This is a genomic window from Pseudomonas sp. TE4620 (assembly GCF_056279045.1).
Genome location: NZ_JBWBQO010000001.1, coordinates 5,001,768 through 5,027,544 on the forward strand (window position 1 = coordinate 5,001,768; position 25,777 = coordinate 5,027,544).

The 25,777-nt window shown below is 62.7% G+C and carries 30 protein-coding genes; 13 read left to right on the top strand and 17 right to left on the bottom strand.

The annotated features are described in order from the left end of the window. The first annotated feature begins 1 nt into the window (after position 1). Both ACZ9A3_RS23290 and ACZ9A3_RS23295 read left to right on the top strand, forming a co-directional pair. The gene (locus tag ACZ9A3_RS23290; RefSeq protein WP_003229509.1) at positions 2–382 is read left to right on the top strand and encodes a RidA family protein; all 381 of its coding nucleotides are present in this window, start codon (positions 2–4) and stop codon (positions 380–382) included. Positions 383–443: 61 nt separating this feature from the next. Next, complete coding sequence (locus tag ACZ9A3_RS23295; RefSeq protein ID WP_045199564.1) at positions 444–1,181, top strand: hypothetical protein; 738 nt, start codon at positions 444–446, stop codon at positions 1,179–1,181. Between the two features lie 3 nt (positions 1,182–1,184). On the opposite strand, the gene ACZ9A3_RS23300 is transcribed toward ACZ9A3_RS23295, so the two are convergent. After that, positions 1,185–2,042 carry an SDR family oxidoreductase gene (locus ACZ9A3_RS23300; protein WP_093377997.1) on the bottom strand — a complete coding sequence of 286 codons (858 nt, stop codon included), beginning with the start codon at positions 2,040–2,042 and terminating at the stop codon, positions 1,185–1,187. A gap of 195 nt (positions 2,043–2,237) precedes the next feature. Here ACZ9A3_RS23300 and exbB point away from each other — a divergent pair, with 195 nt between their 5' ends. From exbB to ACZ9A3_RS23330, 6 genes are all read left to right on the top strand, one after another. Then, positions 2,238–3,227 carry a tonB-system energizer ExbB gene (exbB, locus tag ACZ9A3_RS23305; RefSeq protein WP_093377992.1) on the top strand — a complete coding sequence of 330 codons (990 nt, stop codon included), beginning with the start codon at positions 2,238–2,240 and terminating at the stop codon, positions 3,225–3,227. 3 nt (positions 3,228–3,230) lie between these two features. After that, positions 3,231–3,656 (top strand): TonB system transport protein ExbD, encoded by a 426-nt coding sequence (exbD, locus tag ACZ9A3_RS23310; RefSeq protein ID WP_045199557.1) that lies wholly within the window; start codon positions 3,231–3,233, stop codon positions 3,654–3,656. Further along, entirely contained in the window at positions 3,653–4,390 is a 738-nt protein-coding gene (locus ACZ9A3_RS23315) for an energy transducer TonB (protein WP_045199555.1), read from the top strand. Before exbD ends, ACZ9A3_RS23315 begins: the two co-directional genes overlap by 4 nt. Positions 4,391–4,483: 93 nt before the next feature. Continuing rightward, a complete protein-coding gene (locus ACZ9A3_RS23320) occupies positions 4,484–5,404 on the top strand; it encodes a hydrogen peroxide-inducible genes activator (RefSeq protein ID WP_045199553.1) in 921 nt (306 codons plus the stop codon). A 9-nt stretch (positions 5,405–5,413) separates the two neighbouring features. Then, a complete protein-coding gene (gene recG, locus ACZ9A3_RS23325; RefSeq protein WP_476253163.1) occupies positions 5,414–7,489 on the top strand; it encodes an ATP-dependent DNA helicase RecG in 2,076 nt (691 codons plus the stop codon). A gap of 78 nt (positions 7,490–7,567) precedes the next feature. After that, the gene (locus tag ACZ9A3_RS23330; protein ID WP_045199549.1) at positions 7,568–8,968 is read left to right on the top strand and encodes an aminoacyl-tRNA deacylase and HDOD domain-containing protein; all 1,401 of its coding nucleotides are present in this window, start codon (positions 7,568–7,570) and stop codon (positions 8,966–8,968) included. 22 nt (positions 8,969–8,990) lie between these two features. Here ACZ9A3_RS23330 and ACZ9A3_RS23335 read toward each other — a convergent pair whose 3' ends face one another. The 10 genes from ACZ9A3_RS23335 to ACZ9A3_RS23380 all read right to left on the bottom strand — a co-directional run bounded on the left by ACZ9A3_RS23335 (position 8,991) and on the right by ACZ9A3_RS23380 (position 14,313). Next, the gene (locus ACZ9A3_RS23335) at positions 8,991–9,365 is read right to left on the bottom strand and encodes a helicase (RefSeq protein ID WP_045199547.1); all 375 of its coding nucleotides are present in this window, start codon (positions 9,363–9,365) and stop codon (positions 8,991–8,993) included. A 117-nt stretch (positions 9,366–9,482) separates the two neighbouring features. Beyond that, positions 9,483–9,872: a hypothetical protein gene (locus ACZ9A3_RS23340; RefSeq protein WP_045199545.1), complete on the bottom strand. Its 390-nt coding sequence runs from the start codon at positions 9,870–9,872 to the stop codon at positions 9,483–9,485. After that, complete coding sequence (locus tag ACZ9A3_RS23345; RefSeq protein ID WP_093377984.1) at positions 9,863–10,870, bottom strand: SEL1-like repeat protein; 1,008 nt, start codon at positions 10,868–10,870, stop codon at positions 9,863–9,865. Before ACZ9A3_RS23345 ends, ACZ9A3_RS23340 begins: the two co-directional genes overlap by 10 nt. After that, the gene (locus ACZ9A3_RS23350) at positions 10,867–11,397 is read right to left on the bottom strand and encodes a hypothetical protein (protein WP_213602875.1); all 531 of its coding nucleotides are present in this window, start codon (positions 11,395–11,397) and stop codon (positions 10,867–10,869) included. Before ACZ9A3_RS23350 ends, ACZ9A3_RS23345 begins: the two co-directional genes overlap by 4 nt. Further along, positions 11,394–11,774: a hypothetical protein gene (locus tag ACZ9A3_RS23355; protein WP_476253164.1), complete on the bottom strand. Its 381-nt coding sequence runs from the start codon at positions 11,772–11,774 to the stop codon at positions 11,394–11,396. Before ACZ9A3_RS23355 ends, ACZ9A3_RS23350 begins: the two co-directional genes overlap by 4 nt. Further along, on the bottom strand, positions 11,771–12,103 hold the full coding sequence (locus ACZ9A3_RS23360) for a hypothetical protein (RefSeq protein ID WP_476253165.1): 333 nt from the start codon (positions 12,101–12,103) through the stop codon (positions 11,771–11,773). The genes ACZ9A3_RS23355 and ACZ9A3_RS23360 overlap by 4 nt, the downstream gene beginning before the upstream one ends. Next, on the bottom strand, positions 12,100–12,318 hold the full coding sequence (locus ACZ9A3_RS23365) for a hypothetical protein (protein ID WP_045199537.1): 219 nt from the start codon (positions 12,316–12,318) through the stop codon (positions 12,100–12,102). Before ACZ9A3_RS23365 ends, ACZ9A3_RS23360 begins: the two co-directional genes overlap by 4 nt. 181 nt (positions 12,319–12,499) lie before the next feature. Continuing rightward, the gene (locus tag ACZ9A3_RS23370) at positions 12,500–12,775 is read right to left on the bottom strand and encodes an HU family DNA-binding protein (protein ID WP_003213368.1); all 276 of its coding nucleotides are present in this window, start codon (positions 12,773–12,775) and stop codon (positions 12,500–12,502) included. Between the two features lie 187 nt (positions 12,776–12,962). Next, on the bottom strand, positions 12,963–14,111 hold the full coding sequence (locus tag ACZ9A3_RS23375) for an NAD(P)/FAD-dependent oxidoreductase (protein ID WP_476253166.1): 1,149 nt from the start codon (positions 14,109–14,111) through the stop codon (positions 12,963–12,965). Between the two features lie 34 nt (positions 14,112–14,145). After that, the gene (locus ACZ9A3_RS23380; protein WP_045199533.1) at positions 14,146–14,313 is read right to left on the bottom strand and encodes a rubredoxin; all 168 of its coding nucleotides are present in this window, start codon (positions 14,311–14,313) and stop codon (positions 14,146–14,148) included. Between the two features lie 168 nt (positions 14,314–14,481). Here ACZ9A3_RS23380 and ACZ9A3_RS23385 point away from each other — a divergent pair, with 168 nt between their 5' ends. Both ACZ9A3_RS23385 and ubiA read left to right on the top strand, forming a co-directional pair. After that, on the top strand, positions 14,482–15,045 hold the full coding sequence (locus ACZ9A3_RS23385) for a chorismate lyase (RefSeq protein ID WP_045199531.1): 564 nt from the start codon (positions 14,482–14,484) through the stop codon (positions 15,043–15,045). Continuing rightward, positions 15,045–15,932 (top strand): 4-hydroxybenzoate octaprenyltransferase, encoded by an 888-nt coding sequence (ubiA, locus tag ACZ9A3_RS23390; RefSeq protein ID WP_093377965.1) that lies wholly within the window; start codon positions 15,045–15,047, stop codon positions 15,930–15,932. Before ACZ9A3_RS23385 ends, ubiA begins: the two co-directional genes overlap by 1 nt. 66 nt (positions 15,933–15,998) lie before the next feature. Here the strand turns inward: ubiA and ACZ9A3_RS23395 are convergent, their stop codons facing one another. Continuing rightward, positions 15,999–16,370 carry a COG4315 family predicted lipoprotein gene (locus tag ACZ9A3_RS23395; protein ID WP_093377960.1) on the bottom strand — a complete coding sequence of 124 codons (372 nt, stop codon included), beginning with the start codon at positions 16,368–16,370 and terminating at the stop codon, positions 15,999–16,001. A 146-nt stretch (positions 16,371–16,516) separates the two neighbouring features. On the opposite strand from ACZ9A3_RS23395, the gene phoB reads away from it, so the two are divergent. The 3 genes from phoB to ACZ9A3_RS23410 all read left to right on the top strand — a co-directional run bounded on the left by phoB (position 16,517) and on the right by ACZ9A3_RS23410 (position 20,086). Continuing rightward, complete coding sequence (gene phoB / locus ACZ9A3_RS23400; protein ID WP_010225936.1) at positions 16,517–17,206, top strand: phosphate regulon transcriptional regulator PhoB; 690 nt, start codon at positions 16,517–16,519, stop codon at positions 17,204–17,206. Between the two features lie 115 nt (positions 17,207–17,321). Beyond that, positions 17,322–18,632 carry a phosphate regulon sensor histidine kinase PhoR gene (gene phoR, locus ACZ9A3_RS23405; RefSeq protein WP_045199526.1) on the top strand — a complete coding sequence of 437 codons (1,311 nt, stop codon included), beginning with the start codon at positions 17,322–17,324 and terminating at the stop codon, positions 18,630–18,632. A gap of 113 nt (positions 18,633–18,745) precedes the next feature. Continuing rightward, complete coding sequence (locus ACZ9A3_RS23410) at positions 18,746–20,086, top strand: hemolysin family protein (protein ID WP_045199523.1); 1,341 nt, start codon at positions 18,746–18,748, stop codon at positions 20,084–20,086. A 6-nt stretch (positions 20,087–20,092) separates the two neighbouring features. On the opposite strand, the gene ACZ9A3_RS23415 is transcribed toward ACZ9A3_RS23410, so the two are convergent. The 5 genes from ACZ9A3_RS23415 to pstA form a co-directional block, all read right to left on the bottom strand. Next, on the bottom strand, positions 20,093–20,989 hold the full coding sequence (locus tag ACZ9A3_RS23415) for a peptidoglycan DD-metalloendopeptidase family protein (protein ID WP_093377951.1): 897 nt from the start codon (positions 20,987–20,989) through the stop codon (positions 20,093–20,095). 243 nt (positions 20,990–21,232) lie between these two features. Then, on the bottom strand, positions 21,233–22,129 hold the full coding sequence (locus ACZ9A3_RS23420; RefSeq protein WP_045199519.1) for a response regulator: 897 nt from the start codon (positions 22,127–22,129) through the stop codon (positions 21,233–21,235). 152 nt (positions 22,130–22,281) lie between these two features. Continuing rightward, on the bottom strand, positions 22,282–23,040 hold the full coding sequence (phoU, locus tag ACZ9A3_RS23425) for a phosphate signaling complex protein PhoU (protein ID WP_038997986.1): 759 nt from the start codon (positions 23,038–23,040) through the stop codon (positions 22,282–22,284). Positions 23,041–23,161: 121 nt separating this feature from the next. After that, complete coding sequence (gene pstB / locus ACZ9A3_RS23430) at positions 23,162–23,995, bottom strand: phosphate ABC transporter ATP-binding protein PstB (protein WP_045199517.1); 834 nt, start codon at positions 23,993–23,995, stop codon at positions 23,162–23,164. Positions 23,996–24,092: 97 nt separating this feature from the next. Next, positions 24,093–25,709, bottom strand: coding sequence for a phosphate ABC transporter permease PstA (gene pstA, locus ACZ9A3_RS23435; RefSeq protein ID WP_176794310.1), 1,617 nt, complete (start codon positions 25,707–25,709; stop codon positions 24,093–24,095). Positions 25,710–25,777 lie beyond the last annotated feature (68 nt).

Consider the following 25,777-nt stretch of genomic DNA (forward strand, 5'->3'; position numbering starts at 1 on the left):
CATGACCAAGACCGTCATCACCAGTGACAAGGCCCCAGCCGCCATCGGCACCTATTCCCAGGCGATCAAGGCCGGCAACACGGTGTACATGTCCGGGCAGATCCCGCTGGACCCGAAAACCATGGAACTGGTCGAAGGCTTCGAAGCCCAGACCGTCCAGGTCTTCGAAAACCTCAAGGCCGTTGCTGAAGCCGCTGGCGGTTCGTTCAAGGACATCGTCAAGCTGAACATCTTCCTCACCGACCTCAGCCACTTCGCCAAGGTCAACGAGATCATGGGCAAGTACTTCGACCAGCCGTACCCGGCCCGCGCCGCCATTGGCGTTGCTGCCCTGCCGAAAGGCTCGCAGGTTGAAATGGATGCCATCCTGGTCATCGAGTAACACCCCCGAGGGCGCGCCGCCCGGTGCGCCCTCATCCCCCGCCCCTGCAAGGACCCCCGCCATGCGCTACGCGCTCGCCCTGTCGCTGCTCGCCACCCTGTTGAGCGGCTGCGCCAGCCACAGCCCGGAAGACCTCAACGGTACCTGGATTAACCAGAACGCCATCGACGCTGCCGCCAAAGGCTCCAACCTGCGCCAGGCCCTGCTCGCCAACGGCCCGAACCTTGAGTGGAAGGTCAACGTTGCCGCCAGCCAGGCCACCTTCAGCAATGGCTTTGAAGCGGGCGACGGCAAGCTCAAGGCGCTCAAAGATGGCCAGTGGGAAGTCGATTTCTACGGTAACTACGCCGAGACGCTGAGCCTGGACGGCGACGAACTGGTTCAAGCGGCCAGTGACGCCAACCCGCAGCAGAGCTTCCAGCGCGCCGAAACCCCGGCACCCATTGATGCGCCAGCTGGCACCACCTTTGAAACCGAGCTGTACAAGGCTTACATGGGTGGCGACTGGAAGATTGTCGAGGGCCCGGGACAGGGTGCAGTGGCGCATTTTCGCGCCAACGGCAGCCTCGACGGCCTGCCCGGCCTGGATCGCTACGCGCTGTGCCTGGCTGGTGATTGCGCGGCCATGAGCGGCGAGCACGACAGCCTGTGGCTGGAACGCAACCAGCAGGGCAACCCGTGGATCTTCAAGCGTGACGGCAAACAGCTGGAAATCTTCCAGGCCGTCAACAAGGCCCAGGCCGACGAGATGCCCGATCTGCAACCTGGCCCTCGTCGCTGGCTGCTTGAGCGTCAGTAAGGGTTAATTGCTACCGGCAAGGATGGCCGCATAGCCTTCCTTGTAGCTTGGGTACTGTGGCGCCCAGCCCAGTGCCCGGGCCCGGGCGTTGCTGCAGCGCTTGCTGCCGGCACGGCGCACCCGCTCCTGTTCCGACCACTGGGTAACGCCCATGTACTCGCGCAGCCAGGCAACCACGTCAAACAGCGGCGCCGGCGCGTCATCGACACCGATGTAGCAGTCGTCCACAGCCTTGCCTTGCTGATCGCTCTTGAGCAAGAACGCCAGCAGCCCGGCGGCATCTTCAGCGTGAATGCGGTTGCCGTACAGCGGCGGCTCCTCGGTTACTCGATAACCCTGGCGGACCTGGCTGAGCAGCCATTCGCGACCCGGGCCGTAGATGCCCGTAAGGCGCACGATGGTCGCCGGGATGCCGCTGGCCAGGGCCAGTTGCTCGGCTTCGAGCATGACCTTGCCCGAATAGCCTTCAGGCGCCACGGCAGCAGTTTCGTCAATCCACTCGCCGTCCTTCTGCGCATACACGCTGCTGCTCGAGACAAACAGCAGGCGCCGCGGCTTTTGCCCGCGCTCGGCCAGCCAGGCCAGCACGTTGCGCAGGCCCTCGACATAAGCGGCCTGATAACCGGCTTCGTCATGCTGGCTGGCGGCAACGCTGTAGACCAGGTAATCCGGAGCGTCAACCGGCCAGTCGGCCGGGCAACGCGAGTCATTCAAGTCGGCAGCGATCGCCGTCACCCCCTCTGGCAATTGGCCAACACTGCGGCGCAAGCCGCTCACCGGCCAGCCAGAGGCCAGCAATTGCTTGGCCAGACGGCCACCGACATCGCCACAACCGACGATCAGAACTGAGGGCGCAGACATCCTGAAACTCCGCAAATCAAAGGCCCAGCCTATCCAAATAAATCGATAGGCGGCTAGCTATGATGGAAAAAAAGTAACTTTATTACTTCTGCTAACAAGAATTACTTGCAATAATGGCCACCCAATTTTGTTCTCGGCCTGTCTCGAGGCCTGGAAGGACAACCACCTCTTTCTTCTTCATCAGGTCAGGCCAGCATGACACGTATCCAACCTTCCGCTTCGCCAACCACGTCGCGCGCATGGCGCGCCGTTGCCGCGCTGATGCTCAGCCTGGTGATGGCACCCGCCGCCCTGGCCGATGAGCCGACCACCGCACCCGCCACTCCAGCCGCCGCCGTTGCACCGGCCGCACCGGGTGCCGAACAGGCTGCTGCGCCGACCGATCCGGCTGCCGCGCCTGCTGTTGCTCCGGTTGATGGCCAGGCCGCCAGCCCGGCTGACGAAAGCGTTGAAGCACTGGTTGAAGATACCAGCCTGGGCATGGCCCACGACCTGTCGCCATGGGGCATGTACAAGAACGCCGACATCGTGGTGAAGATCGTCATGATCGGCCTGGCCATCGCCTCGATCATTACCTGGACCATCTGGATCGCCAAAGGCTTCGAGCTGCTGGGCGCCAAGCGTCGCCTGCGTGGCGAGATCGCCGCCCTCAAGCGTGCCACCACCCTCAAGGAAGCCAGCGACAGTGCCAACAAAGAAGGCACCCTGGCCCACATCCTGGTTCACGATGCCCTGGATGAAATGCGCCTGTCGGCCAATACCCGCGAGAAAGAAGGCATCAAGGAGCGCGTCAGCTTCCGCCTTGAGCGCCTGGTAGCTGCCAGCGGCCGCAACATGAGCAGCGGCACCGGCGTCCTCGCCACCATCGGTTCCACCGCGCCGTTCGTCGGTCTGTTCGGTACCGTCTGGGGCATCATGAACAGCTTCATCGGCATCGCCAAGACCCAGACCACCAACCTCGCCGTGGTTGCCCCGGGTATCGCCGAAGCCCTGCTGGCCACCGCCCTGGGCCTGGTCGCAGCGATCCCTGCGGTGGTCATTTACAACGTGTTCGCCCGCTCCATTGCCGGTTACAAGGCGCAGGTGTCCGATGCCTCGGCCGAAGTCCTGCTGCTGGTCAGCCGCGACCTGGACCACCAGCCAGGCGATCGCGCCGCGGCACCTCACATGGTTAAAGTGGGCTAAGCCATGGGCCTGCATCTTAACGAAGGTGGCGACGACCTCGCCGAAAACCACGAAATCAACGTCACGCCGTTCATCGACGTCATGTTGGTCCTGCTGATCATCTTCATGGTGGCAGCGCCGCTGGCAACCGTCGACATCAAGGTCGACCTGCCAGCCTCGACCGCAAAACCGGCGCCGAGGCCCGAGAAGCCGGTGTTCCTCAGCGTCAAGGCTGACCAGAACCTGTACGTCGGTGACGAGCAGGTCCAGCGTGACCAGCTCGGCGCGATTCTCGACGCCAAGACCAAGGGCGACAAGGACACCACGATCTTCTTCCAGGCCGATAAAGGTGTCGATTACGGCGATCTGATGGAAGTCATGAACACGCTGCGCGCGGCCGGTTACCTGAAAGTCGGTCTGGTCGGCCTTGAGACGGCAGCCAAGAAATGATCAAGACGCGGCATAAGCTGGCGCGTTACAGCAGTAGTCTGGCGATTGTGCTGGGTATCCATGCCGTTGCCGTGTTGCTGACGCTCAATTGGTCGGTGCCCCAAGCGATCGAGTTGCCGCCTGCGGCAATGATGATCGAAATGGCCCCGATGCCCGAACCGGCCCCGCCACCTCCACCCAAGGTGGTCACCCCGCCACAGCCGCCAGCGCCGGTCGAAGAACCGCCGTTGCCGAAACTGGCCGAGGCGCCGAAACCGAAAATCGCCATTGCCAAGCAGGTCAAGCCAAAGGCCAAACCGCAGCCGCCCAAGCCCGAGAAAAAGCCTGAGCCGCCGCAGGAAAAGCCGGCCGACGAGGAAGTGGTCGATACACCGCCAACCACCGCACCGTCGCAGAAATCGGCGGCTCCGGCGCCGAGCATCGCCACCAACAGCAATGCCCTGCCGACCTGGCAGAGCGATCTGCTGCGACACCTGGCGAAGTACAAGCGCTACCCGGAAAACGCCCGGCGCATGCGTATGGAAGGCATCAACCGCCTGCGCTTCGTGGTCGATGGCGAGGGCAAGATCCTCTCCTATGCCCTGGCTGGTGGATCGGGCAGCGCGGCACTGGATCGGGCGACCCTGGAGATGATCCGTCGCGCGCAACCGGTGCCACCGCCGCCTAAAGAACTGCTCAACAACGGCAGCATTGAAGTGATCGCGCCTTTCGTCTACTCGCTGGACAAACGCTAACGCTTTGTTTCTGTCACAAACGAGCAAGTCTGATAACGTGCGTCTATCGATTGCAGCCGCTATGCTGGGGCCGCAACTTCATGGACGCACGTTATGACCCTCACAGAATTGCGCTACATCGTCACCCTCGCCCAGGAGCAGCACTTCGGCCACGCCGCCGAACGCTGCCACGTCAGCCAGCCGACCCTGTCGGTCGGCGTCAAGAAGCTTGAGGACGAGCTGGGTGTACTGATCTTCGAGCGCAGTAAAAGCGCGGTACGCCTGACCCCGGTCGGCGAAGGCATCGTTGCCCAGGCGCAAAAGGTACTCGAGCAGGCCCAGGGCATTCGCGAGCTGGCCCAGGCCGGCAAGAACCAGCTGACCGCCCCGCTGAAAGTCGGCGCGATCTACACCGTCGGCCCCTACCTGTTCCCGCACCTGATCCCGCAACTGCACCGGGTCGCCCCGCAGATGCCGTTGTACATCGAAGAGAACTTCACCCACATCCTGCGCGACAAGCTGCGCAATGGCGAGCTGGACGCAGTGATCATCGCCCTGCCGTTCAACGAAGCCGACGTACTGACCCTGCCGCTGTACGACGAGCCGTTCTACGTGCTGATGCCCAGCGAGCATCCATGGACCCAGAAAGAAACCATCGACGCCAGCCTGCTCAACGACAAGAGCCTGCTGCTGCTCGGTGAAGGCCACTGCTTCCGTGACCAGGTGCTCGAGGCGTGCCCGACCCTGGCCAAAGGCAGCGACGGCGCCAAGCACACCACGGTCGAGTCCAGCTCGCTGGAAACCATTCGCCACATGGTCGCTTCGGGCCTGGGCGTATCGATCCTGCCGCTGTCGGCAGTGCACAGCCACCATTACGCCCCGGGCGTGATCGAAGTGCGCCCGCTGAGCCCACCGGCGCCGTTTCGCACCGTGGCCATCGCCTGGCGCGCCAGCTTCCCGCGGCCCAAGGCCATCGAGATCCTCGCTGACTCGATCCGCCTGTGCTCGGTCGCCAAACCCGCCGCGAGCCAGTAGGAAAGCACCATGCCGGAGTTGTCCCAGGTCTCGGTGACCGCGCTCAAGGGAGTCGGCGAGGCCATGGCCGAAAAACTCGCCAAGGTCGGCCTGGAGAACCTCCAGGACGTGCTGTTCCACCTGCCGCTGCGCTATCAGGACCGCACCCGCGTGGTGCCCATCGGCGCCCTGCGCCCGGGCCAGGATGCAGTGATCGAAGGCGTGGTCAGTGGCACCGACGTGGTCATGGGCAAGCGCCGCAGCCTGCTGGTGCGCCTGGGCGACGGCAGCGGCGTTCTGAGCCTGCGCTTCTACCACTTCAGCAACGCGCAGAAGGAAGGCCTCAAGCGCGGCACCCACCTGCGCTGCTACGGTGAAGCGCGCCCGGGTGCTTCCGGGCTGGAAATCTACCACCCGGAATACCGCGCGCTGGCCGGCGACGAGCCGGCCCCGGTGGAGCAGACCCTGACCCCGATCTACCCGACCACCGAAGGCCTGACCCAGCAGCGCCTGCGCCAGCTGTGCCAGCAGAGCCTGGCCCTGCTCGGCCCGCGCAGCCTGCCGGACTGGCTACCGGACGAACTGGCCCGGGATTACCAACTGGCGCCGCTGGACGATGCGATCCGCTACCTGCACCACCCACCGGCCGATGCCGACGTCGATGAGCTCGCCGAAGGCCACCATTGGGCCCAGCACCGCCTGGCGTTCGAAGAGCTGCTGACCCACCAGCTGTCCCAGCAGCGCCTGCGCGAAAGCCTGCGCGCCCAGCGTGCGCCGGTATTGCCCAAGGCCAGCCGCTTGCCCCAGCAGTACCTGGCCAACCTCGGCTTTGCACCAACCGGTGCCCAGCAACGCGTGGGCAACGAGATCGCCTACGACCTCAGCCAGCCAGAGCCGATGCTGCGCCTGGTGCAAGGCGATGTCGGCGCCGGCAAGACCGTGGTCGCTGCCCTCGCTGCCCTGCAAGCGCTGGAAGCCGGTTACCAGGTGGCGCTGATGGCACCCACTGAGATCCTCGCCGAGCAGCATTTCATCACCTTCAAGCGCTGGCTGGAGCCGCTGGGCATCGAAGTCGCCTGGCTGGCCGGCAAGCTCAAGGGCAAGGCACGCAGCAGCGCCCTGGAACAGATCGCCGCCGGCGCCCCGATGGTGGTTGGCACCCATGCCCTGTTCCAGGAAGAAGTGAAGTTCAAGAACCTGGCCCTGGCGATCATCGACGAACAGCACCGCTTCGGCGTGCAGCAGCGCCTGGCCCTGCGCCAGAAAGGCGTGGGCGGTCAACTGTGCCCGCACCAGCTGATCATGACCGCCACGCCGATCCCGCGCACCCTGGCCATGAGCGCCTATGCCGACCTGGACACCTCGATCCTCGACGAATTGCCGCCAGGCCGCACCCCGGTCAACACCGTGCTGGTAACCGACAGCCGGCGCTTCGAAGTGGTCGAGCGGGTGCGCGCGGCCTGCGCCGAAGGGCGCCAGACCTACTGGGTCTGCACCCTGATCGAAGAATCTGAAGAGCTCACCTGCCAGGCCGCCGAAACCACTTACGAGGAACTTAGCAGCGTCTTGGGCGAGTTGCGTGTCGGCCTGATTCACGGGCGCATGAAACCTGCGGAGAAAGCCGCGGTGATGGCCGAATTCAAGCAGGGCAATTTGCAGCTGCTGGTGGCAACCACGGTGATCGAGGTTGGTGTCGACGTGCCCAATGCCAGCCTGATGATCATCGAGAACCCCGAGCGTCTGGGCCTGGCCCAATTGCACCAGCTGCGCGGCCGGGTTGGCCGGGGCAGCGCGGTGAGCCATTGCGTGCTGCTGTATCACCCGCCGCTGTCGCAGATCGGCCGCGAACGCCTGGGGATCATGCGCGAGACCAACGACGGCTTCATCATCGCCGAGAAAGACCTGGAGCTGCGCGGCCCGGGTGAAATGCTCGGCACCCGCCAGACCGGCCTGCTGCAATTCAAGGTCGCCGACCTGATGCGCGACGCTGACCTGCTGCCCGCCGTGCGCGACGCCGCCCAGGCCCTGCTAGCCCGCTGGCCGTCACACGTCAGCCCCTTGCTGGAACGCTGGCTGCGCCACGGCCAGCAATACGGCCAAGTGTGACGCCCGTCCCAGATTGCGGCCAGCCCGGGGTTCAAGCTGGTTATACTCATGCGATTGAAAAAATTTTGGATACAGACCATGACTGAAGTTGCTCTGGACACCGCAACCCCCCACGCTCCGTCTGTTATCCGGTTGCTGCTCGACAAGCTCGGCATCGCCTACCGCGAAGTGACCGACCATCCGCAGCTGCCGGCCGCCGCCAAAGTGCAGGCCGTACTGCTGGACGACGAAGTCGGCGCGTTGATGGTGCTGTTCCCGCAAAACCAGTTGCTCGACCTCAGCCGCCTGACCGAGCTGACCGGCCGCAAGCTGGCTGCGGTACCGCTGGAACGCCTGCGCCACATGCTGGAAAAGCACGGCCTGAAGATCCTCCCGGGGATTCCGGCGCTGACCAGCTCACCGTGCCTGTACGAAGAAAGCCTGCTGCGTCCCGAGCGCCTGCTGATTCACTCCGGTGAAGCCGGGTTGTTGCTGGAGATCGAGCGCGACGACTTCAAGAAGATGCTCAGCAAGGCCAGCGCCGGCAACTTCGGCGAACTGCTGACCAGCATCCGCCCAAATCTCGACCGCCCCCACGACGACCGCGAAGAAATTTCCCAGGCCGTCCAGGCATTCACCGCCCGGCGCATCCAGCAGCGCCTGGAAAGCACCATCGAGATCCCGCCGCTGGCGGAAACCGCGCAAAAAATCATCAAGCTGCGGGTCGACCCCAACGCCACCATCGATGACATCACCGGCGTGGTCGAAACCGACCCGGCCCTTGCTGCGCAAGTGGTCAGCTGGGCGGCTTCGCCCTACTACGCCTCACCGGGCAAGATCCGCTCGGTGGAAGACGCCATCGTTCGCGTGCTCGGCTTTGACCTGGTGATCAACCTGGCCCTGGGCCTGGCGCTGGGCAAAACCCTGAGCTTGCCCAAGGACCACCCGCAACAGACCACACCGTACTGGCAGCAATCGATCTACACCGCTGCGGTGATCGAGGGCCTGACCCGGGCCATGCCACGGGCCGAGCGCCCGGAATCGGGCCTGACCTACCTGGCCGGGCTGCTGCACAACTTCGGCTACCTGTTGCTGGCGCATGTGTTCCCGCCGCATTTCTCGCTGATCTGCCGGCACCTGGAGGTCAACCCGCACCTGTGCCACAGCTACGTCGAGCAACACCTGCTGGGCATCAGCCGCGAGCAGATCGGCGCCTGGCTGATGCGCTACTGGGACATGCCGGATGAGCTGTCCACCGCCCTGCGCTTCCAGCACGACCCGACCTATGCCGGCGACTGCGCCGCCTTCCCCAACCTGGTATGCCTGGCGGTACGCCTGCTGCGCTCGCGCGGAATCGGCTCGGGTCCGCAGGAAAGCATCCCCGACGAGCTGCTCGAGCGTCTGAACCTGACCCGCGAAAAAGCCGAGGACGTGGTCAACAAGGTGCTGGAAGCCGAAGCCATGCTGCGTGAGCTGGCCTCGCAATTCAGCCAGCACTGAGGCGTAAGCCTGACCTTGGCGGTCAGGCCTTCTTTTTCGGTTTCAGGTACTTCATCAGGCCCTGGAACCAGATCACCAGCGCCGGGTTGCCCTTGATCTGGATGCTTTTGTCCTGAATCCCCTGCATGAAGGCCAGTTGCTTGTTCTTGGCCTGCAGGGTGGCAAAACCGAACGCGGCATCCTTGAAGGCGATAGCGAAAGCTGGCGCAGGGTGAGTGCCGGATTTGCTGCTGATTCGCAGGTCCTTGACGATGAAATGGCGCGCCGCCTTGCCATCGAGGGTCTGCAGCTGGAACACCAGGTCCTTGTCGGCCAGTTGCTGCTGAAAGGCAGGGTTGTTGCGGCTGGCTTTGGCCATCAGCAGGCCCATGGCCCAAAGGAGAAAGCGAAACTTCATGTGCACGCCTCGGCTAAAAAGTGACTGGCGAAGCAGTTTATAGTCTCGCTACAAAAACGCCATAGTTCTCTACGCTTTACCCGATGATAGCCGCCGTTGGCCTTGTAACCGGGTTATTCACTGACGCCTGAACCTGCTCAACGCGTACAGAATCAACTGGTTCGCGCCGACAGCCGCCAGTGCCGTAGACAACCCCAGCACGCTGCAAAACATTGCGCGCAGCGGATGCTGGGGCAACAGGTAGAGCAGGATTGCGGCAGGAATGGCCGCCGCCAGCAGCAACCGCCACTTGAGCCGCGGCACCAGCGCGATCGCCAGGTTCATCAACACCACGAAGTAGAAGATCAGGTACATGCCCATGCCGATCGCGACGCCGCGCGACATCAGCCCGCCGGCCATCTGCCGGTACATTGTCATGCCAGTGTTGTGCAGCCACAGGTAAGTGACAATGGCCAACAGGTGCACAACCAGGGCGATTGCCAGGCGGTAAGGGCGAGTTACAAGCATTTCTGTGTCTCGTCTTCGACCACGCCTTTGTCGCTCAGGCGCTTGATACCGTCCACGGCGCTGTCGCGGTAACCGCTGGCCTCCAGTGCCGCTTGCTGGTAGCACGCCATGGCGCGGTCATTGTCCTGCTGGCCAAGCTTGCCTGCCTCGTAGGCAAAGCCAAGCTCCACCAGCCCCCGCGGCGACTCCAGCTTCGCCGATTGGCGCAAGGCTTGAAGCGCTTTGCCCGGGTCCTGGCAGACCCGGTCCTCGGCATACTCTTCGCCGTAGCAAACGAAGTGCGCCAGCATGGCCCCGGCGTCCCGTTCAGTGACCATAGCCGCCTCCAGGAGCTGAACGATGGTCGAGTCCGGCAGTCGTTCGGCATCCCCTGAAAAAATCAGGATGACCGCCTGGACTGCGGCCTCGTTGTTGCCCTTGGTAGCGGCACTGAGCAGACTGTTGAGGGCGGCGTTCATCAGTTGCCCAGGGTTGTCGTAGAGCCCTGCCCTGCCCAGATTCTCATAGAGCCTGGCGCGCTCGACATCCAGCTCGCCGGCAACCTTCTCCTGGCGCCCGGTAAAGAAGCCCGCCAGCGACCAGTCATCGATCCGCTGTAACACCCAGCATTGGCCGCGGGTAAAGGTATAGACCTTGAGCAGTTCGCCCTTGGTGTCGTGCAACACCACTTGCCGGCTACCCTCCTGCTCGACCACCAGCCCCAGCGCGGCACGCTTGGCCGGCTGTAGCAAGGCCAGCGACGGGCGCTGCTCCGGGGCCAGCTTGCGGATCGCCACACGCGGTTGCTTGCGACCGGGGTAGATCCGCTGCTCGATCAGCGGGTCAGCCACCAGCGACTGCTGCAGCGCTTCGCTCTGGGCAAAAGCGGCGAAAAAGGCGCCAAAATCGTTGTCGGAGCAGTCCGGCATGTCCGCCGGGGCACCAGCGCAGGTTGTCGCCCCGGCCAGCAGCAGGAACGAGCAGAACCACTGCCGCCACGTCGTCGCAAAGCCTTTCATGGTTTGCCTCTGTCGATCAGCTGTTGAGTGGGAGTACACCAGTAGTCACTGAAACCCAGCCAGTAACCCAGCACATCGCGGATAAAGCGCAGGGCGTTTTCCGGCTTGCGGCAATCGGCCTGCTCGTCGGCCACGTCATAGGGCGTATTGCTGATGAAGTAGTTGAGCCAATGGGGCTTCCAGTTGGGTATGGCGATCTCGATATGCCCATCAGCCTTGTACAAGCTGATCCAGACGATTCCGACAGTGCCGTTGTCTTCGTAATCGCGCATATCCAAAGAGGTCTGCGAGAACAGCGGCGTGCGGTAAACCTGCTTTTGATTGCTGCGGTCAATGAAACGCAGGTAGGCCAGGTCATCGAAAGGCACCAGCCAGCCACCAACCGGCACATTCTCCATGAGATAACGGCCCGACTCGCTGACCACCCTGACTTCGCCTGGCCGATCGATCAATACCTGGATGTTGTGTCCCACCCAAAGTACCAATGCCCCAACCATCGCCAGGGCAAAATAGTGCCTACGTTTCAAGACCGATCCTTGTTGAATACATTCAGCCGGCCCAACCAGTGGGCAAGCATTATCGCCAGGAAAGTCAGACCACCGGCCAGCGGGCTGAAAAACATCGTTCGCACCGGGTGATGCGGCATCAGCCAGTAGATGATCAACGCCACCAGCGCGCCATTGATCATGAGTTTGTGCTTGAGTCTCGGCACGAAAACGATCACCAGGCTGAAGATCACCATCACATCGAACACCAGCCAGAAAATGGCGCCAGACGCCACGCCGCGGGCGGTGAAGCCGCCGTAGATCTGCTTGTAGTAATGAACCCCGATGTCGTTGAGCACCAGGAACAGGAAGCAAGCCAGCGCATGCACGGCCAGGGCGATCAGCCAGCGTTTGATCATCGGGAGTTTCCTTGCAAAGCCTGGCACCAGCTGCGCACATCGTTCCTGTCGAAGCCCGGGCAGTTGTTGTCGCGGGGGATATAGCGATAGGGGTGCGCGGCTTCGTAGGTGAAGTGGTAGTAGTTGTGCTTGTCCTGGCCGTACAGCCAGTAGGACGAGGAGCCCTGGGAAATCTGGTAGGGCTCGAAGGTCAGCATTGAGGATTCGGCGGGGATGAAGTTGTCAGGCTCCATCCAAAGCAGCAGCGCGTTCGAATACAACGGCGTGGTCACGCCTGGCAGCAGCAGGAGTACCAGCAACGCCAGGGCCAACCCTCTGCCTTTGCTCATGCCGGCGGCAGGTTCGCATAGTAGGAACCCACCAGTTCCATGACCACCACGGTGGTCAGGCAAATGAACGTCAGCAGGCGATGCCAGAGCTGGTCACGCCAGCGTCGGTGCAGGCTGGTGAGTATCAATATCAGGCAGACAAAGGCCAGGCTGCCGAACAGGTCGCTGTCGGCAACGCCCGCCAGGTAGTTGGGCAAGGTCAAGCCGTCATACATGGCGTTGCCCTGCGCTAGCGGTTAGTGCGAATCCTTCGGTCTTCATCACGGCCCTCCCTGGACACTTCCCCGTCCTTGCGACGGCGGCCGCGTATGCTAGCCAGATGCCAGGGCGGCGGCAATAAAAAACGGGCACCTTGTGCGGTGCCCGTTTTTCACTGCAATCGATCTGTGCGAGGCATCACGGATTGACGCTGTCCTTCAGGGATTTGCCTGGTTTGAAAGCAACGGTGTTGCTGGCCTTGATCTTGACCGGCTCGCCGGTTTGCGGGTTTTTGCCCGTGCGGGCACCGCGGTGGCGCTGCAGGAAGGTACCGAAGCCGACCAGGGTCACGCTGTCCTTGCGGTGCAGGGCGCCGGTGATTTCTTCGAGCACGGCGTTGAGCACGCGGTTGGCTTGCTCTTTGGTGAGATCAGCCTTTTCCGCAATGGCGGCGGCGAGTTCTGGTTTACGCATAGTGAAGCCTCTTTGACGGTTTTTTTGTTGTTATGCCGTGCTGCTCTTGAAGAACAGCGCCCAAGGCACCGCAGGCTCTAAACTGCGGCAGACGGAGTGAGAATGGCATGCCCTCAGGGGCCGCGCCAGTCTCTGGGCGGCCATTGTTGGGGCAAAGGCAGGGGAAATCCGACAGAACGTCGGCTATTTACGCCATCAGCGCCGGAAGTTGCCGATTTAGAGCCAGCTTGTCCATGACGGCGGTGCCGGTCAGGGCATAGCCCAGCAGTTGGCCGTCTGCGTCATGGCAGAGCACCTTGAGGTCGGCGCCCTGGCCTTCAACGCTCCACTGGCCCTCACGGCCATGGGGCACAGGCGACACCACCAGCGGGCAGGCCGGGGTTTTAACCGTAACCGGCATCGGCCCGTAGGCGACCGCTGTCGGGTTGCCGGCCAGGGTTTGCGCCAGCGCCCGGGCGCAACTCATCAACGGCATCACATACAGCAGATTGAGGCCATCGACTTCGGCGCAATCACCGAGGGCGAAGATGTTGGCGTGGGAGGTACGCAGCTGGCGATCAACCACTACGCCGCGATTGACCTGCAACCCCGCAGCCGAGGCCAGGTCGATGCGTGGGCGCAGGCCAACAGCCGAAACCACCAGGTCGCAAGCAATCACGCTGCCGTCGGACAAGTGCGCTTCCAGGCCCTGCTCCAGCCGCTGCAGGCGGGTCAGTACCGGGCCCAGGTGGAAATGCACGCCCAGCTCTTGAAGGCCGGCCTGAACCGCGGCTGCCGCCATCGGGTGCAGCAAGGTCGGCATGACCTGCTCGCACGGCGCCACCAGCTCGACCTGATAGCCACCCAGGCTCATGTCGTTGGCGAACTCACAGCCGATCAGGCCGGCGCCGAGGATCAGCACCCGTTGCTTGCCAGCGGCGGCGGCGCGAAAACGCGCGTAGTCCTCGAGGTCGTTGATCGGGAAGATCAGCTCGCCTGCATCGCCTTCGACCGGCACCCGCACGGTTTCGGCGCCCCAGGCCAGGATCAGGTCGCGGTAGTGAACCTGCTCTTCACCGATCCACAGGCGTTTGTGGCCCGGGTCGATGCCGCTGATGCGGGTGTGGGTGCGCACCTCGGCCTTGAGCTGCTCGGCCATGGCGCCGGGTGCGGCCATGCTCAGGCCGTCGGCGTCCTTGTTCTTGGCGAAACCGGTGGAAAGCATCGGCTTGGAGTAGGAGCGGCCGTCGTCGGCGGTAATCAGCAACAACGGCGTATCGCCGTCGAGCTTGCGAAACTCGCGAGCCAGGTTGTAACCCGCCAGACCTGTACCGACAATCACCACTGGAGCCGTCATGCGCTGCCTTCCTTGAAATCTGATTGAAATGTGATCAGTTGATTTCGATCATCTCGAAATCCATCTTGCCGACACCGCAGTCCGGGCACAGCCAGTCTTCGGGTACGTCTTCCCACCTGGTGCCTGGAGCGATGCCGTCGTCCGGCCAACCGTCAGCTTCGTTGTAGACCAGGCCACAGACAATACATTGCCACTTTTTCATAACGCACTTCCTCGAAAGACTCAGGCATTGGAGTGGCCGCTCTCGTGAAGATTACAGTGGCGGCCATCAAAGAAAGGGCTTTGTACTGGAGCCAGGTGCCAGCATGCAAGCCGGATCGGGCAATCATGCTAAGCTCGGCGTCTCTCTGGCCTGTTATTCGATACCGCCGTGCCGTACGAAACATTGCAAGCGCCCGCTGCACTCTGGCTGCAGCACCCTGACCTGGCAGACAGCACATCGCCCACGACTCGCGACTGGTTGTACGACCAGGGCTCCCTGACCCGCCGCCTGATTCAATTATCCGCCGATCACTTTTGCGTGACACCCCTTTGCGAGGGCTGGCAACGCCTGCGCGAAGACGAATGCCAGGCCCTTGACCTGCCGTTGGGCAGCGAAGGCTGGGTGCGCGAAGTGTACTTGCGCGGCCATGGCCAGCCCTGGGTGTTTGCCCGCAGCGTGGCCGCGCGCAGCTCGCTGGAAAGTGGCGGCCTGGACATGGAAGCGCTGGGCAGCCGCTCATTGGGCGAACTGCTGTTCTGCGAACAGGGCTTTGTCCGCCGGCCCATCGAGGTCTGCCACTATCCGCAGGCCTGGCTGCCGCTGGAGCAGTGCCATGCAGGCTTGTGGGGGCGCCGTTCGCGCTTTGATCGCGACGCCTTGAGCGTGCTGGTGGCCGAGGTGTTCTTGCCTACACTGTGGATTGCCGCCGACACCCCATCGGAGACCCGCTGATGTACCTGCAGTTGCTCAAGTCGTTCAATCGCCTGCACCCCCGGGCCTGGGACTTCATCCAGCTGAGCCGGATGGACCGTCCGATTGGCATCTACCTGCTGCTGTGGCCGACCCTTTCGGCCGTCTGGATTGCCGCCAAGGGCGCGCCGACCCTGGCCAACGTGCTGATATTCACCCTCGGCGTGGTGCTGATGCGCGCTGCCGGCTGCGCCATCAACGATTTCGCCGACCGCAAGGTCGATGGCCACGTCAAACGCACTGCCGACCGCCCGCTGGCCGCCGGACGGATCAACGCCCGCGAGGCGCTGACCCTGTTTGCGGTATTGGTCGGGGTGAGTTTCTTGCTGGTGCTGTGCACCAATGCCACCACGGTGTGGCTGTCGTTCGGCGCTGTGGCGCTGGCGGCCTGTTACCCGTTCATGAAGCGCTACACCTACTACCCGCAGGTGGTGCTGGGGGCGGCCTACTCCTGGGGCATCCCCATGGCCTTCACCGCCGCCACCGGCGAGCTGCCGGCCATCGCCTGGCTGCTGTACATCGCCAACCTGCTGTGGACCGTGGGCTACGACACGTACTACGCCATGGTCGACCGCGATGACGACCTGAAAATCGGGGTCAAATCCACCGCCATCCTGTTCGGTGAAGCCGATCGGGTGATCATCCTCACCTTGCAGGTATTGTCCCTTGGCTGCCTGTTACTGGCCGGCAACCGCTTCGAGCTGGGCGGCTGGTTCCACCTGGGACTGATGGCAGCCTTGCTGTGCTTTGCCTGGGAGTTCTGGTCGACGCGCAAGCTGGACCGCGAATCGTGCTTCAAGGCCTTCTTGCACAACCACTGGGCCGGGTTGCTGGTGTTTGTCGGCATCGTGCTGGATTACAGCTTCTGATTCATCGCGGGGCATGCCCGCTCCTGCACCTGTAGGAGCGGGCTTGCCCCGCGACTGAAGGCACTATTACTTGATCACGTGCCAGACGTCTTTCATGCCATCGCCGGTCATGTCACCGGCTTTCTTGTCCTTGATGAAGGTGTACACCGGCTTGCCTTTGTAGGCCCACTGCATCGAACCGTCATCGCGCTTGATTTGTGTCCAGCCCTCTTCAGCCATGTCGCCAGATTTGACCATAAGCGGCGGCCAGTTCTTGGCACACTCATCGTTGCACATGGACTTGCCGCCCGAATCCTTGTCAAAGGTGTAGAGCGTCATTCCAGCATGGTCGACCATCATGCCGTCCTTCATCATGGCATGATGGGCCGACGCTATCCCTGGCAACGCCAGTGCCACTGCAGCGAAAAGCGTCATCCAGTTCAGCGTATGTCGTGTCATTGGATTCACCGTAATTCTCGGGAGAGGGAATTTAAGCCTAGCCCAGTAACAGAATGTTGCTGCAATGGCCCACGAGCTGTCACACGACTGCAATAATTCCGTTATCTAATGCGGGCCAAGACACCTTTAATGGAAGAGGTTTAAGCATGGTTGGCAGAAACATTCTGATCGTTGACGACGAAGCGCCAATTCGCGAGATGATCGCCGTTGCATTGGAAATGGCCGGCTATGACTGCCTGGAAGCCGAAAACTCCCAGCAGGCCCACGCCATCATCGTCGACCGCAAGCCGGACCTGATCCTGCTCGACTGGATGCTCCCGGGCACCTCCGGTATCGAACTGGCCCGCCGTCTCAAGCGCGACGAGCTGACCGGCGACATCCCGATCATCATGCTCACCGCCAAGGGTGAGGAAGACAACAAGATCCAGGGCCTGGAAGTCGGCGCCGACGACTACATCACCAAGCCTTTCTCGCCGCGCGAGCTGGTGGCCCGGCTCAAGGCCGTGCTGCGCCGCGCCGGCCCGAGCGATGGCGAAGCGCCGATCGAAGTCGGCGGCCTGCTGCTCGATCCAATCAGCCACCGGGTGACCATCGACGGCAAGCCGGCCGAAATGGGCCCGACCGAATACCGCCTGCTGCAATTCTTCATGACCCACCAGGAGCGCGCCTACACCCGTGGCCAACTGCTCGACCAGGTCTGGGGCGGCAACGTCTATGTCGAGGAACGCACCGTCGACGTGCATATCCGCCGCCTGCGCAAGGCGTTGGGCGATGCCTACGAAAATCTGGTACAAACCGTCCGCGGCACCGGTTACCGGTTCTCAACTAAAAGTTGAGAAAGCTGCAAGCTGTAAGCCCCAAGCTGCAAGAAAGAGCAAAAGCACACGCAGATCCGCTTCAACCTTGCAGCTTGTAGCTTGCAACGTGCAGCTGATCCGCTAAGGATCCCAATTGAACCAGAACTGGCATGGCACCCTGATTCGCCACATGCTGTTGCTGATCACCGTCTGCCTGCTGGCCGGCCTGATCAGCGGCTACTATGGCTGGAGCCTGGCCCTGGGCCTGGCGATCTACCTGGGCTGGACCCTCAAGCAACTGCTGCGCCTGCACGAATGGCTGCGCCTGCACAAACCCGATGAAGCACCGCCCGATGGCTATGGCCTGTGGGGCGAGGTGTTCGACAGCATCTACCATCTGCAACGCCGCGACCAGCGCGTGCGCGGGCGTCTGCAGGCGGTGATCGACCGGGTGCAGGAGTCCACCGCCGCCCTCAAGGATGCGGTGATCATGCTCGACAGCGATGGCAACCTGGAGTGGTGGAACCGCGCCGCGGAAACCCTGCTCGGCCTCAAGACCCCGCAGGACAGCGGCCAGCCAGTAACCAACCTGGTACGTCATCCACGCTTCAAGGAGTACTTCGAGCAGGAGAACTACCTCGAACCGCTGGAGATCCCCTCGCCGATCAACGATCGCATGCGCGTGCAACTGCACATCACCCGTTACGGCAACAACGAGCACCTGATGCTGGTACGCGATGTCACCCGCATCCATCAGCTGGAGCAGATGCGCAAGGATTTCGTCGCCAACGTCTCCCACGAACTGCGCACGCCGCTGACGGTGATCGCCGGCTACCTGGAAACCCTGCTCGATAACGTCGAAGAGGTGAACCCGCGCTGGGTTCGTGCCCTGCAGCAGATGCAGCAGCAAGGCGGGCGCATGCAAACGCTGCTCAACGACCTGCTGTTGCTGGCCAAGCTGGAAGCCACCGACTACCCCTCGGACAACCAGCCAGTAGCGGTCGAGAGCCTGCTGCAATCGATCAAGGGCGACGCCCAGGCATTGTCCGGGCAGCGTAACCAGCGCATCAGCCTGGAGGCGCAGCCGGGCATTCGCCTCAAGGGTAGCGAGGCGGAGCTGCGCAGCGCCTTCTCCAACCTGGTGTTCAATGCAGTCAAATACACCCAGGACGAAGGCCAGATCCGCATCCGCTGGTGGGCCGACGAGCAAGGCGCACACCTGAGCGTGCAGGACTCGGGCATCGGCATCGACCCCAAGCATCTGCCACGCCTGACCGAGCGCTTCTACCGCGTCGACTCCAGCCGTGCCTCCAATACCGGTGGCACCGGCCTGGGCCTGGCGATCGTCAAGCACGTGCTGCTGCGCCATCGCGCGCGCCTGGAAATCAGCAGCGTGCCAGGCCATGGCAGCACCTTTACCTGCCATTTCGCCCCGGTGCAGATAGCCTCGCGCCAGGCATCCTGAGCCGCCGCCCTTTAAATTTGCGCAGTCAGCCGCTACATTGGCTGACTCGCGCCAGCTCATGCTGGCATTGCTGTACTCCCTTTCTTAAAAGACGGACCCCGTAAAACTCCATCATGGACCCTTCCCCTGGTTTCAACCTCGCTGCACTTTTCGCCGATTTCGGCATGATTCTTTTTGCTCTGCTGCTGGTTCTGCTCAACGGCTTCTTCGTTGCCGCCGAGTTCGCCATGGTCAAATTGCGCTCGACCCGGGTCGAGTCGATTGCCGAGCAGCATGGCTGGCGCGGGCAGATCCTGCGCACCGTACACAGCCAGCTGGACGCCTACCTGTCCGCTTGCCAACTGGGTATCACCCTGGCCTCGCTGGGCCTGGGCTGGGTCGGTGAGCCGGCCTTCGCGCACCTGCTCGAACCCCTGCTGGCCGCCGTCGGCGTTGAATCGCCGGAAGTCATCAAGGGCATCTCGTTCTTCAGCGCCTTCTTCGTCATCTCCTACCTGCACATCGTTGTCGGTGAGCTGGCGCCCAAGTCCTGGGCGATCCGCAAGCCCGAGCTGCTGTCGCTGTGGACGGCGGTGCCGCTGTACCTGTTCTACTGGCTGATGTACCCGGCCATCTACCTGCTCAACGCCAGTGCCAACGCCATCTTGCGTATTGCCGGCCAGGGCGAGCCCGGGCCGCACCACGAACACCACTACAGCCGTGAAGAACTCAAGCTGATCCTGCACTCCAGCCGTGGCCAGGACCCTAGCGACCAAGGCATGCGGGTACTGGCCTCGGCGGTGGAAATGGGCGAGCTGGAAGTGGTCGACTGGGCTAACTCGCGGGAAGACATGGTCTGCCTCGATGCCAACGCGCCGCTCAAGGAAATCCTCGCGATGTTCCGTCGGCACAAGTTCAGTCGCTACCCGGTACTCGATGCCGAGCGCGGCGAATTCATCGGCCTGCTGCACATCAAGGACCTGCTGCTGGAGCTGGCCGATCTCGACCATATCCCCGAGTCGTTCAACCTGGCCGAGCTGACCCGGCCGCTGGAGCGCGTGTCGCGGCACATGCCGCTGGCGCACCTGCTCGAGCAGTTCCGCAAAGGCGGTGCGCACTTTGCGCTGGTCGAGGAAGCCGACGGCAAAGTCATCGGCTACCTGACCATGGAGGACGTGCTGGAAGTGCTGGTTGGCGACATCCAGGACGAACACCGCAAGGCCGAGCGCGGCATCCTCGCCTACCAGCCGGGCAAGCTGCTGGTACGCGGCGACACCCCGCTGTTCAAGGTCGAGCGCCTGCTTGGCGTGGATCTGGACCACATCGAGGCCGAAACCCTCGCCGGCCTGGTCTACGAGACCCTCAAGCGGGTTCCGGAAGAGGAAGAGCTACTGGAAGTCGAAGGCCTGCGCATCATCATCAAAAAGATGAAGGGGCCGAAGATCGTCCTGGCCAAGGTGCTCAAGCTCGATTGAGCCGCCTCAGGGGTTGCCGGCGGTAAAGTTCGGCAGCCCGCCGACGGGCTGGTTGAACTGGTAGGGTATCGACTCCAGCGCCAGCCCGACGTTGCGCTGCACCACAAAGTGCAAGTGCGGGCCGCTGCTGTTGCCGGTATTGCCGGATTTTGCCAGCGGCGTGCCGTACACCACCCGCTGCCCTTCCCTGACCACCACTGAGCCGCGCATCAGGTGCAGGTACACGCCCATGGTGCCGTCTTCGTGAAGGATGCGCACAAAGTTGCCTGACGGATGACTGCCACGGCCGCTCTGGCTGTTTTCGGTCTTGATCACCACCCCTGCCCGTGCGGCGATGATCGGCGTGCCTTCAGGCATGGCGATGTCCATGGCATAACGGCCCTTGGGCCCGAAGTGGCTGTAGCGGCCATTGGGCCCCTGGGTCAGGCGAAAGGGCCCGCCGCGCCAGGGCAATGGGTAACGGAACGCCTGTTGACGCTGGCCCGGGTTGCCCAGGGCAAAATCGAACTTGCTCTTGTAGCTCACCGGCTTGCCGGGCTGGCGGGCACTGAGCAGCGTCAGCGCCACCGTGCTGCGCGCCGGCACCACCCGCCGCACCAAACGCGACGCCCCACCCTGGACATTGCCCAGGCGCTCCAGGCGCAGCTCTACCTCGACCGGCGCGTAGGTGTCGTTACGCGCACTGAAGCGCACGCCTGCGGCAAAGCGGTTGGCCTGCAACTGCACCTGGGTTTCCAGTTGCTCAACCATCCTGTCGCCAAAGACAAACGCCCGGCCGCCGGGAATCGGTCGATCGGAATAGGACACCACGCCGTAGGCGTCGGTACTTTTGTAAAGGGTCATGGCCAGCACAGGGCCGCAGGCCATGAGCAAGGCGCAAAACAGCAGCGTGCGTGCAGGCATGAGTAGTGGCTTTTTGACAGTGAGTGGTCTGTCGAAGCCTAGCAGCGGATTTTGGCGGGGGTATGGCGAGAGTGTTTCAGGGGTGTACCAGGAGACGAACGGTGCATTGATCGCCGGCAAGGCCGGCTCCTGTAGGAGCCGGCTTGCCCCGCGAAGAGGCCAGCCCAGTCAATACATCAGGTGTTGTCTGGATTGCGACCGCTGCGCGCTCGATCGCGGGCAAGGCCCGCTCCCACAGGGCCTTCAGGCCCCTGGCACGAAGTGCTTCTGCGCCGAACCGCGGGCGATCAGGCGTGACAGGTAGTCGAGCTTCTGCGCATCCTGGTCAACGAACTTGAAGGTCAGTTGCAACCAGTCGCTGTCGGGTTTCGGCTCCAGCGCGGCAACCGCATGCAGGTAGCCGTTGAGGCGGGCGATCTCGGCGTTCTCGCCCTGCTCCAGGTCGAGTACCGCGCCTTCCAGAACCTGTGGCAGGGTTTCGCCACGACGCACCACCAGCAGCGCTTCCTTGAGGCTCAAGGCCTTGATCACACACGGCTGCACGCCGCTTGGCAGGCGCAGTTGGCCCTGGCCACGCCCTGCCGGCGCCGCAGCTGCAGGCTTGGGAGCGCTCACCAGGGGTTTGGCCGCGGCTACCGGGGCCACCGGGGCTGTCGGCTTGACCGTTTCGGCACGGCCGCCAGTCAGGGCGCTCAGCGAGTCGTTGGCAAACGCCGACGTCGCGCGGGTCGGCGCACTGGCCAGCAAGGTGTCGAGCTTGCCGACCTTGGTCAGGGCTTTTTTCACCTTGGTCAGCAGTTGCTCGTTGGTGAACGGCTTGCCGACGAAATCCGAGACCCCGGCCTGAATCGCCTGGACCACGTTCTCCTTGTCGCCACGGCTGGTCACCATGATGAACGGCAGGGTCTTCATCGACTCTTGCTGACGGCACCAGGTCAGCAGCTCAAGGCCGGACATTTCCGGCATTTCCCAGTCGCACAGGACCAGGTCGAAAGCCTCACGGCTCAGCAAGGTCTGGGCCTTGCGGCCGTTGACCGCATCTTCGATGACGATACCGGGGAAGTAGTTACGCAGGCACTTCTTGACCAGGTCGCGAATGAACGGCGCATCATCCACAACCAACACACTGACTTTACTCATCGCCACTCCTATTGAATCCCGACTAGCATAACGCTGACTGATGGCCATTTGCCAAACATTGGGTCACGCCGGGACTCGTTGTTTCGTTCGCGGCTGCCTCACCCGCAAACGAAAACGCCCGGCCAAGGCCGGGCGTTCATTCTCGGGCAGTCTTAGTTATCGTCAGATTTGCCCGGAACATTAGCCTTTTCGCCGCTGCGCTGAACCTCTTCCTGCATACGCTTGAGGCCCAGGTGACGGACGTCGGTACCGCGCACCAGGTAGATCACCAGCTCGGAGATGTTGCGCGCGTGGTCGCCGATACGCTCCAGCGAACGCAGCGCCCAGATCACGCTGAGAACGCGCGAGATCGAGCGTGGATCTTCCATCATGTAGGTGACCAGCTCGCGCAGCGCGGTCTTGTACTCGCGGTCGATGGTCTTGTCGTACTGGGCCACCGACAGCGCCAGGTCGGCGTCGAAACGGGCAAAGGCATCCAGGGCATCACGGACCATGTTGCGCACCTGGTCGCCGATGTGACGCACTTCAACGTAACCGCGAGGCGATTCGCCTTCTTCGCACAGCTGGATGGCGCGACGGGCAATTTTGGTCGACTCGTCGCCGATGCGCTCCAGGTCAATTACCGACTTGGAAATGCTGATGATCAGCCGCAGGTCAGACGCCGCCGGCTGACGCCGGGCCAGAATGCGCACGCACTCTTCGTCGATGTTGCGCTCCATCTGGTTGATCTGCTCGTCGACTTCGCGCACTTGCTGGGCCAGGCCCGAGTCGGCCTCGATCAGCGCGGTAACCGCATCGTTGACCTGCTTCTCGACCAGGCCGCCCATCGCCAGGAGGTGGCTGCGAACCTCTTCGAGTTCGGCGTTGAACTGCTGGGAGATATGGTGGGTAAGGCTGTCTTTATCGATCATGCTTTCGCTCCGCGAAAAAGCTTCAAGTAGCAAGCTTCAAGCTTCAAGTTTGTTCGTGTCGTTCCCGGGCTTCACGCTCGCCACTTTCTTGCAGCTTGCGGCTTGAAGCTTGCAACTGCCGCTAGCCATACCGGCCGGTGATGTAGTCTTCGGTCTGCTTCTTCGCCGGGTTGGTGAACAGCGTGTCGGTATCACCGAACTCCACCAGCTTGCCCATGTACATGAATGCGGTGTAGTCGGAGACCCGCGCCGCCTGCTGCATGTTATGGGTAACGATGACGATGGTGTACTTGGACTTGAGCTCGTAGATCAGCTCTTCGACCTTCAGCGTCGAGATCGGGTCGAGTGCCGAGCACGGCTCATCGAGCAGCAGTACTTCCGGCTCCACGGCAATGGTACGGGCAATCACCAGGCGCTGCTGCTGACCACCGGACAGGCCCAGCGCCGACTCGTGCAGGCGGTCCTTGACCTCCTCCCACAGCGCCGCACCCTTGAGCGCCCACTCCACGGCTTCGTCGAGCACGCGCTTCTTGTTGATGCCCTGGATACGCAGGCCGTAGACCACGTTCTCGTAAATGGTCTTGGGGAACGGATTGGGCTTCTGGAACACCATGCCAACCCGGCGGCGCAGTTCGGCGACGTCTTCGCCCTTGCGGTAGATGTTGTTGCCGTAAAGGTTGATCGCGCCGTCCACGCGGCAGCCGTCAACCAGGTCGTTCATGCGGTTGAAGGTGCGCAGCAAGGTCGATTTACCGCAGCCGGACGGGCCGATGAAAGCGGTCACACGCTGCTTGGGGATGTTCATGCTGACATCGAACAGCGCTTGCTTGTCGCCGTAGTACAGGCTCAGGCCAGGCACTTCGATGGCTACGGTTTCTTCAGCCAGGCGCAGGCTCTGTTTGTCGCGACCCAGGGCCGACATGTCTATACCGTGAGAATGGGTTTCATGTTGCATGATTTCACTCCGTTTGTAGCTGCATGCTTCTAGCTGCAAGCTGCAAGTTTGAGCAAAAGCGGCGTGTAGCTTGCCGCTTATGGCTAATAGCTTTCAGTCAACTGTCCAGCGCCTTGTACTTCTCGCGCAGGTGGTTACGAATCCATACCGCCGAGAGGTTCAGGGTGGCGATTACCAGCACCAGCAGCAATGCCGTGGCGTACACCAGCGGCCGCGCGGCCTCGACGTTCGGGCTCTGGAAGCCGACGTCATAGATGTGGAAGCCCAGGTGCATGATCTTCTGGTCCAGGTGCAGGTACGGGTAATTGCCGTCCACCGGCAGCGACGGCGCCAGCTTCACCACACCTACCAGCATCAGCGGCGCCACTTCGCCTGCGGCCCGGGCCACGGCGAGGATCATGCCGGTCATCATCGCCGGGCTGGCCATTGGCAGGACGATCTTCCACAGGGTCTCGGCCTTGGTTGCACCGAGCGCCAGCGAGCCTTCACGGACCGTACGCGGAATCCGCGCCAGACCTTCTTCAGTGGCCACGATCACCACCGGCACCGCAAGCAGCGCCAGGGTCAGCGAAGCCCAAAGCAGCCCCGGGGTACCCAGGGTCGGCGCCGGCAGCGCTTCGGGGAAGAACAGCCGGTCGAGCGAGCCACCCAGCACATAGACGAAGAAGCCCAGGCCGAACACGCCGTAGACGATCGCCGGAACACCGGCGAGGTTGTTCACCGCAATACGGATCAGGCGGGTCACCGGGCCCTGACGCGCATATTCACGCAGGTACACCGCCGCCAGCACGCCGAACGGGGTGACGATCACGGCCATGATCAGGGTCATCATCACGGTACCGAAGATCGCCGGGAAGATCCCGCCTTCGGTGTTGGCTTCACGCGGGTCGTCGCTGAGAAATTCCCAGACCTTGGCAAAATACACGCCCAGCTTGGTGAAGATACCCATGCCGTTTGGCTGGTAGGCATGCACTACCTTGCTCAGGTTGATTTCCACCTCACGACCATTACCGTCCTTGGCCACCAGGCTGTCGCGGCCGAAGTCCTGGTGCAGGCCGCCCAGACGCTCTTCGATGGCCTTGTAGCGGTTGTTCAGCTCGGCGCGCTCGGCTTCGATATCGGCCTGGGCAGCGGCGTCCAGCTTGCCGTCCAGCTCCAGCTTGCGGGTCTGCAGGCGCAGACGCTCAAGACCGTAGTTGATCGCACCGATGTCCTTCTTCTCGAGCTTCTGCAGCTCGCCGGCCAGCTTGTCGGCACGCTTGAGGCGATCTTGCAGCTCGCGCCAGGCCGCCTGGCCTTCGGCGACGACCTTGCCGTTTTCCTTGACGCTGACCAGGTAGCCATAGAAGTTGCCCCACTCGCGGCGCTCCAGGGCGATCAGGTCGACCGGCTTGTGCTGGTCGGTCAGCCATTCGCCGACCACCCAGGTGAAGTCGCTACCGTTGAGGTCGCGGTTACCGACCTTGATCAGCTCGCGGGTCATGAACTCCGGGCCTTCATCAGGCACCGGCAGGCCGGCACCTTTCAAACGGGCACGGGGTACCTCTTCCTTCTGCACCACTTCGCCAACGACGATGTGGTTGGCCTGGCCAGGCACGTTGTAGCTGGCTTGCAGCAGGTCGGCCGGCCAGAAATGGCCCAGGCCGCGCACGGCGATCACGGCGAGCAGACCGATGGTCATGATCACCGCGATGGCGACCGCGCCACCGCTCATCCAGACGCCGGGGGCGCCGCTCTTGAACCAGCTTTTGAGGGAATCCTTTTTCACGGATCGCTACCTTT

Bases quoted from the DNA above. Each gene is read 5' to 3' on its own strand.
- ACZ9A3_RS23335 (WP_045199547.1), bottom strand. From the start codon at position 9,365: ATGAAGTTTCGCTTTCTCCTTTGGGCCATGGGCCTGCTGATGGCCAAA.
- ACZ9A3_RS23320 (WP_045199553.1), top strand. From the start codon at position 4,484: ATGACCCTCACAGAATTGCGCTACATCGTCACCCTCGCCCAGGAGCAG.
- ACZ9A3_RS23410 (WP_045199523.1), top strand. From the start codon at position 18,746: ATGGACCCTTCCCCTGGTTTCAACCTCGCTGCACTTTTCGCCGATTTC.
- ACZ9A3_RS23340 (WP_045199545.1), bottom strand. From the start codon at position 9,872: ATGCTTGTAACTCGCCCTTACCGCCTGGCAATCGCCCTGGTTGTGCAC.
- exbD (WP_045199557.1), top strand. From the start codon at position 3,231: ATGGGCCTGCATCTTAACGAAGGTGGCGACGACCTCGCCGAAAACCAC.
- ACZ9A3_RS23300 (WP_093377997.1), bottom strand. From the start codon at position 2,042: ATGTCTGCGCCCTCAGTTCTGATCGTCGGTTGTGGCGATGTCGGTGGC.
- ACZ9A3_RS23420 (WP_045199519.1), bottom strand. From the start codon at position 22,129: ATGAGTAAAGTCAGTGTGTTGGTTGTGGATGATGCGCCGTTCATTCGC.
- ACZ9A3_RS23380 (WP_045199533.1), bottom strand. From the start codon at position 14,313: ATGAAAAAGTGGCAATGTATTGTCTGTGGCCTGGTCTACAACGAAGCT.
- ACZ9A3_RS23295 (WP_045199564.1), top strand. From the start codon at position 444: ATGCGCTACGCGCTCGCCCTGTCGCTGCTCGCCACCCTGTTGAGCGGC.
- ACZ9A3_RS23370 (WP_003213368.1), bottom strand. From the start codon at position 12,775: ATGCGTAAACCAGAACTCGCCGCCGCCATTGCGGAAAAGGCTGATCTC.
- ACZ9A3_RS23345 (WP_093377984.1), bottom strand. From the start codon at position 10,870: ATGAAAGGCTTTGCGACGACGTGGCGGCAGTGGTTCTGCTCGTTCCTG.
- ACZ9A3_RS23365 (WP_045199537.1), bottom strand. From the start codon at position 12,318: ATGTATGACGGCTTGACCTTGCCCAACTACCTGGCGGGCGTTGCCGAC.
- ACZ9A3_RS23375 (WP_476253166.1), bottom strand. From the start codon at position 14,111: ATGACGGCTCCAGTGGTGATTGTCGGTACAGGTCTGGCGGGTTACAAC.
- pstA (WP_176794310.1), bottom strand. From the start codon at position 25,709: ATGAGCGGTGGCGCGGTCGCCATCGCGGTGATCATGACCATCGGTCTG.
- pstB (WP_045199517.1), bottom strand. From the start codon at position 23,995: ATGCAACATGAAACCCATTCTCACGGTATAGACATGTCGGCCCTGGGT.
- ACZ9A3_RS23355 (WP_476253164.1), bottom strand. From the start codon at position 11,774: ATGATCAAACGCTGGCTGATCGCCCTGGCCGTGCATGCGCTGGCTTGC.
- ACZ9A3_RS23360 (WP_476253165.1), bottom strand. From the start codon at position 12,103: ATGAGCAAAGGCAGAGGGTTGGCCCTGGCGTTGCTGGTACTCCTGCTG.
- phoU (WP_038997986.1), bottom strand. From the start codon at position 23,040: ATGATCGATAAAGACAGCCTTACCCACCATATCTCCCAGCAGTTCAAC.
- ACZ9A3_RS23415 (WP_093377951.1), bottom strand. From the start codon at position 20,989: ATGCCTGCACGCACGCTGCTGTTTTGCGCCTTGCTCATGGCCTGCGGC.
- recG (WP_476253163.1), top strand. From the start codon at position 5,414: ATGCCGGAGTTGTCCCAGGTCTCGGTGACCGCGCTCAAGGGAGTCGGC.
- ACZ9A3_RS23330 (WP_045199549.1), top strand. From the start codon at position 7,568: ATGACTGAAGTTGCTCTGGACACCGCAACCCCCCACGCTCCGTCTGTT.
- ACZ9A3_RS23290 (WP_003229509.1), top strand. From the start codon at position 2: ATGACCAAGACCGTCATCACCAGTGACAAGGCCCCAGCCGCCATCGGC.
- ubiA (WP_093377965.1), top strand. From the start codon at position 15,045: ATGTACCTGCAGTTGCTCAAGTCGTTCAATCGCCTGCACCCCCGGGCC.
- phoB (WP_010225936.1), top strand. From the start codon at position 16,517: ATGGTTGGCAGAAACATTCTGATCGTTGACGACGAAGCGCCAATTCGC.
- exbB (WP_093377992.1), top strand. From the start codon at position 2,238: ATGACACGTATCCAACCTTCCGCTTCGCCAACCACGTCGCGCGCATGG.
- ACZ9A3_RS23315 (WP_045199555.1), top strand. From the start codon at position 3,653: ATGATCAAGACGCGGCATAAGCTGGCGCGTTACAGCAGTAGTCTGGCG.
- ACZ9A3_RS23395 (WP_093377960.1), bottom strand. From the start codon at position 16,370: ATGACACGACATACGCTGAACTGGATGACGCTTTTCGCTGCAGTGGCA.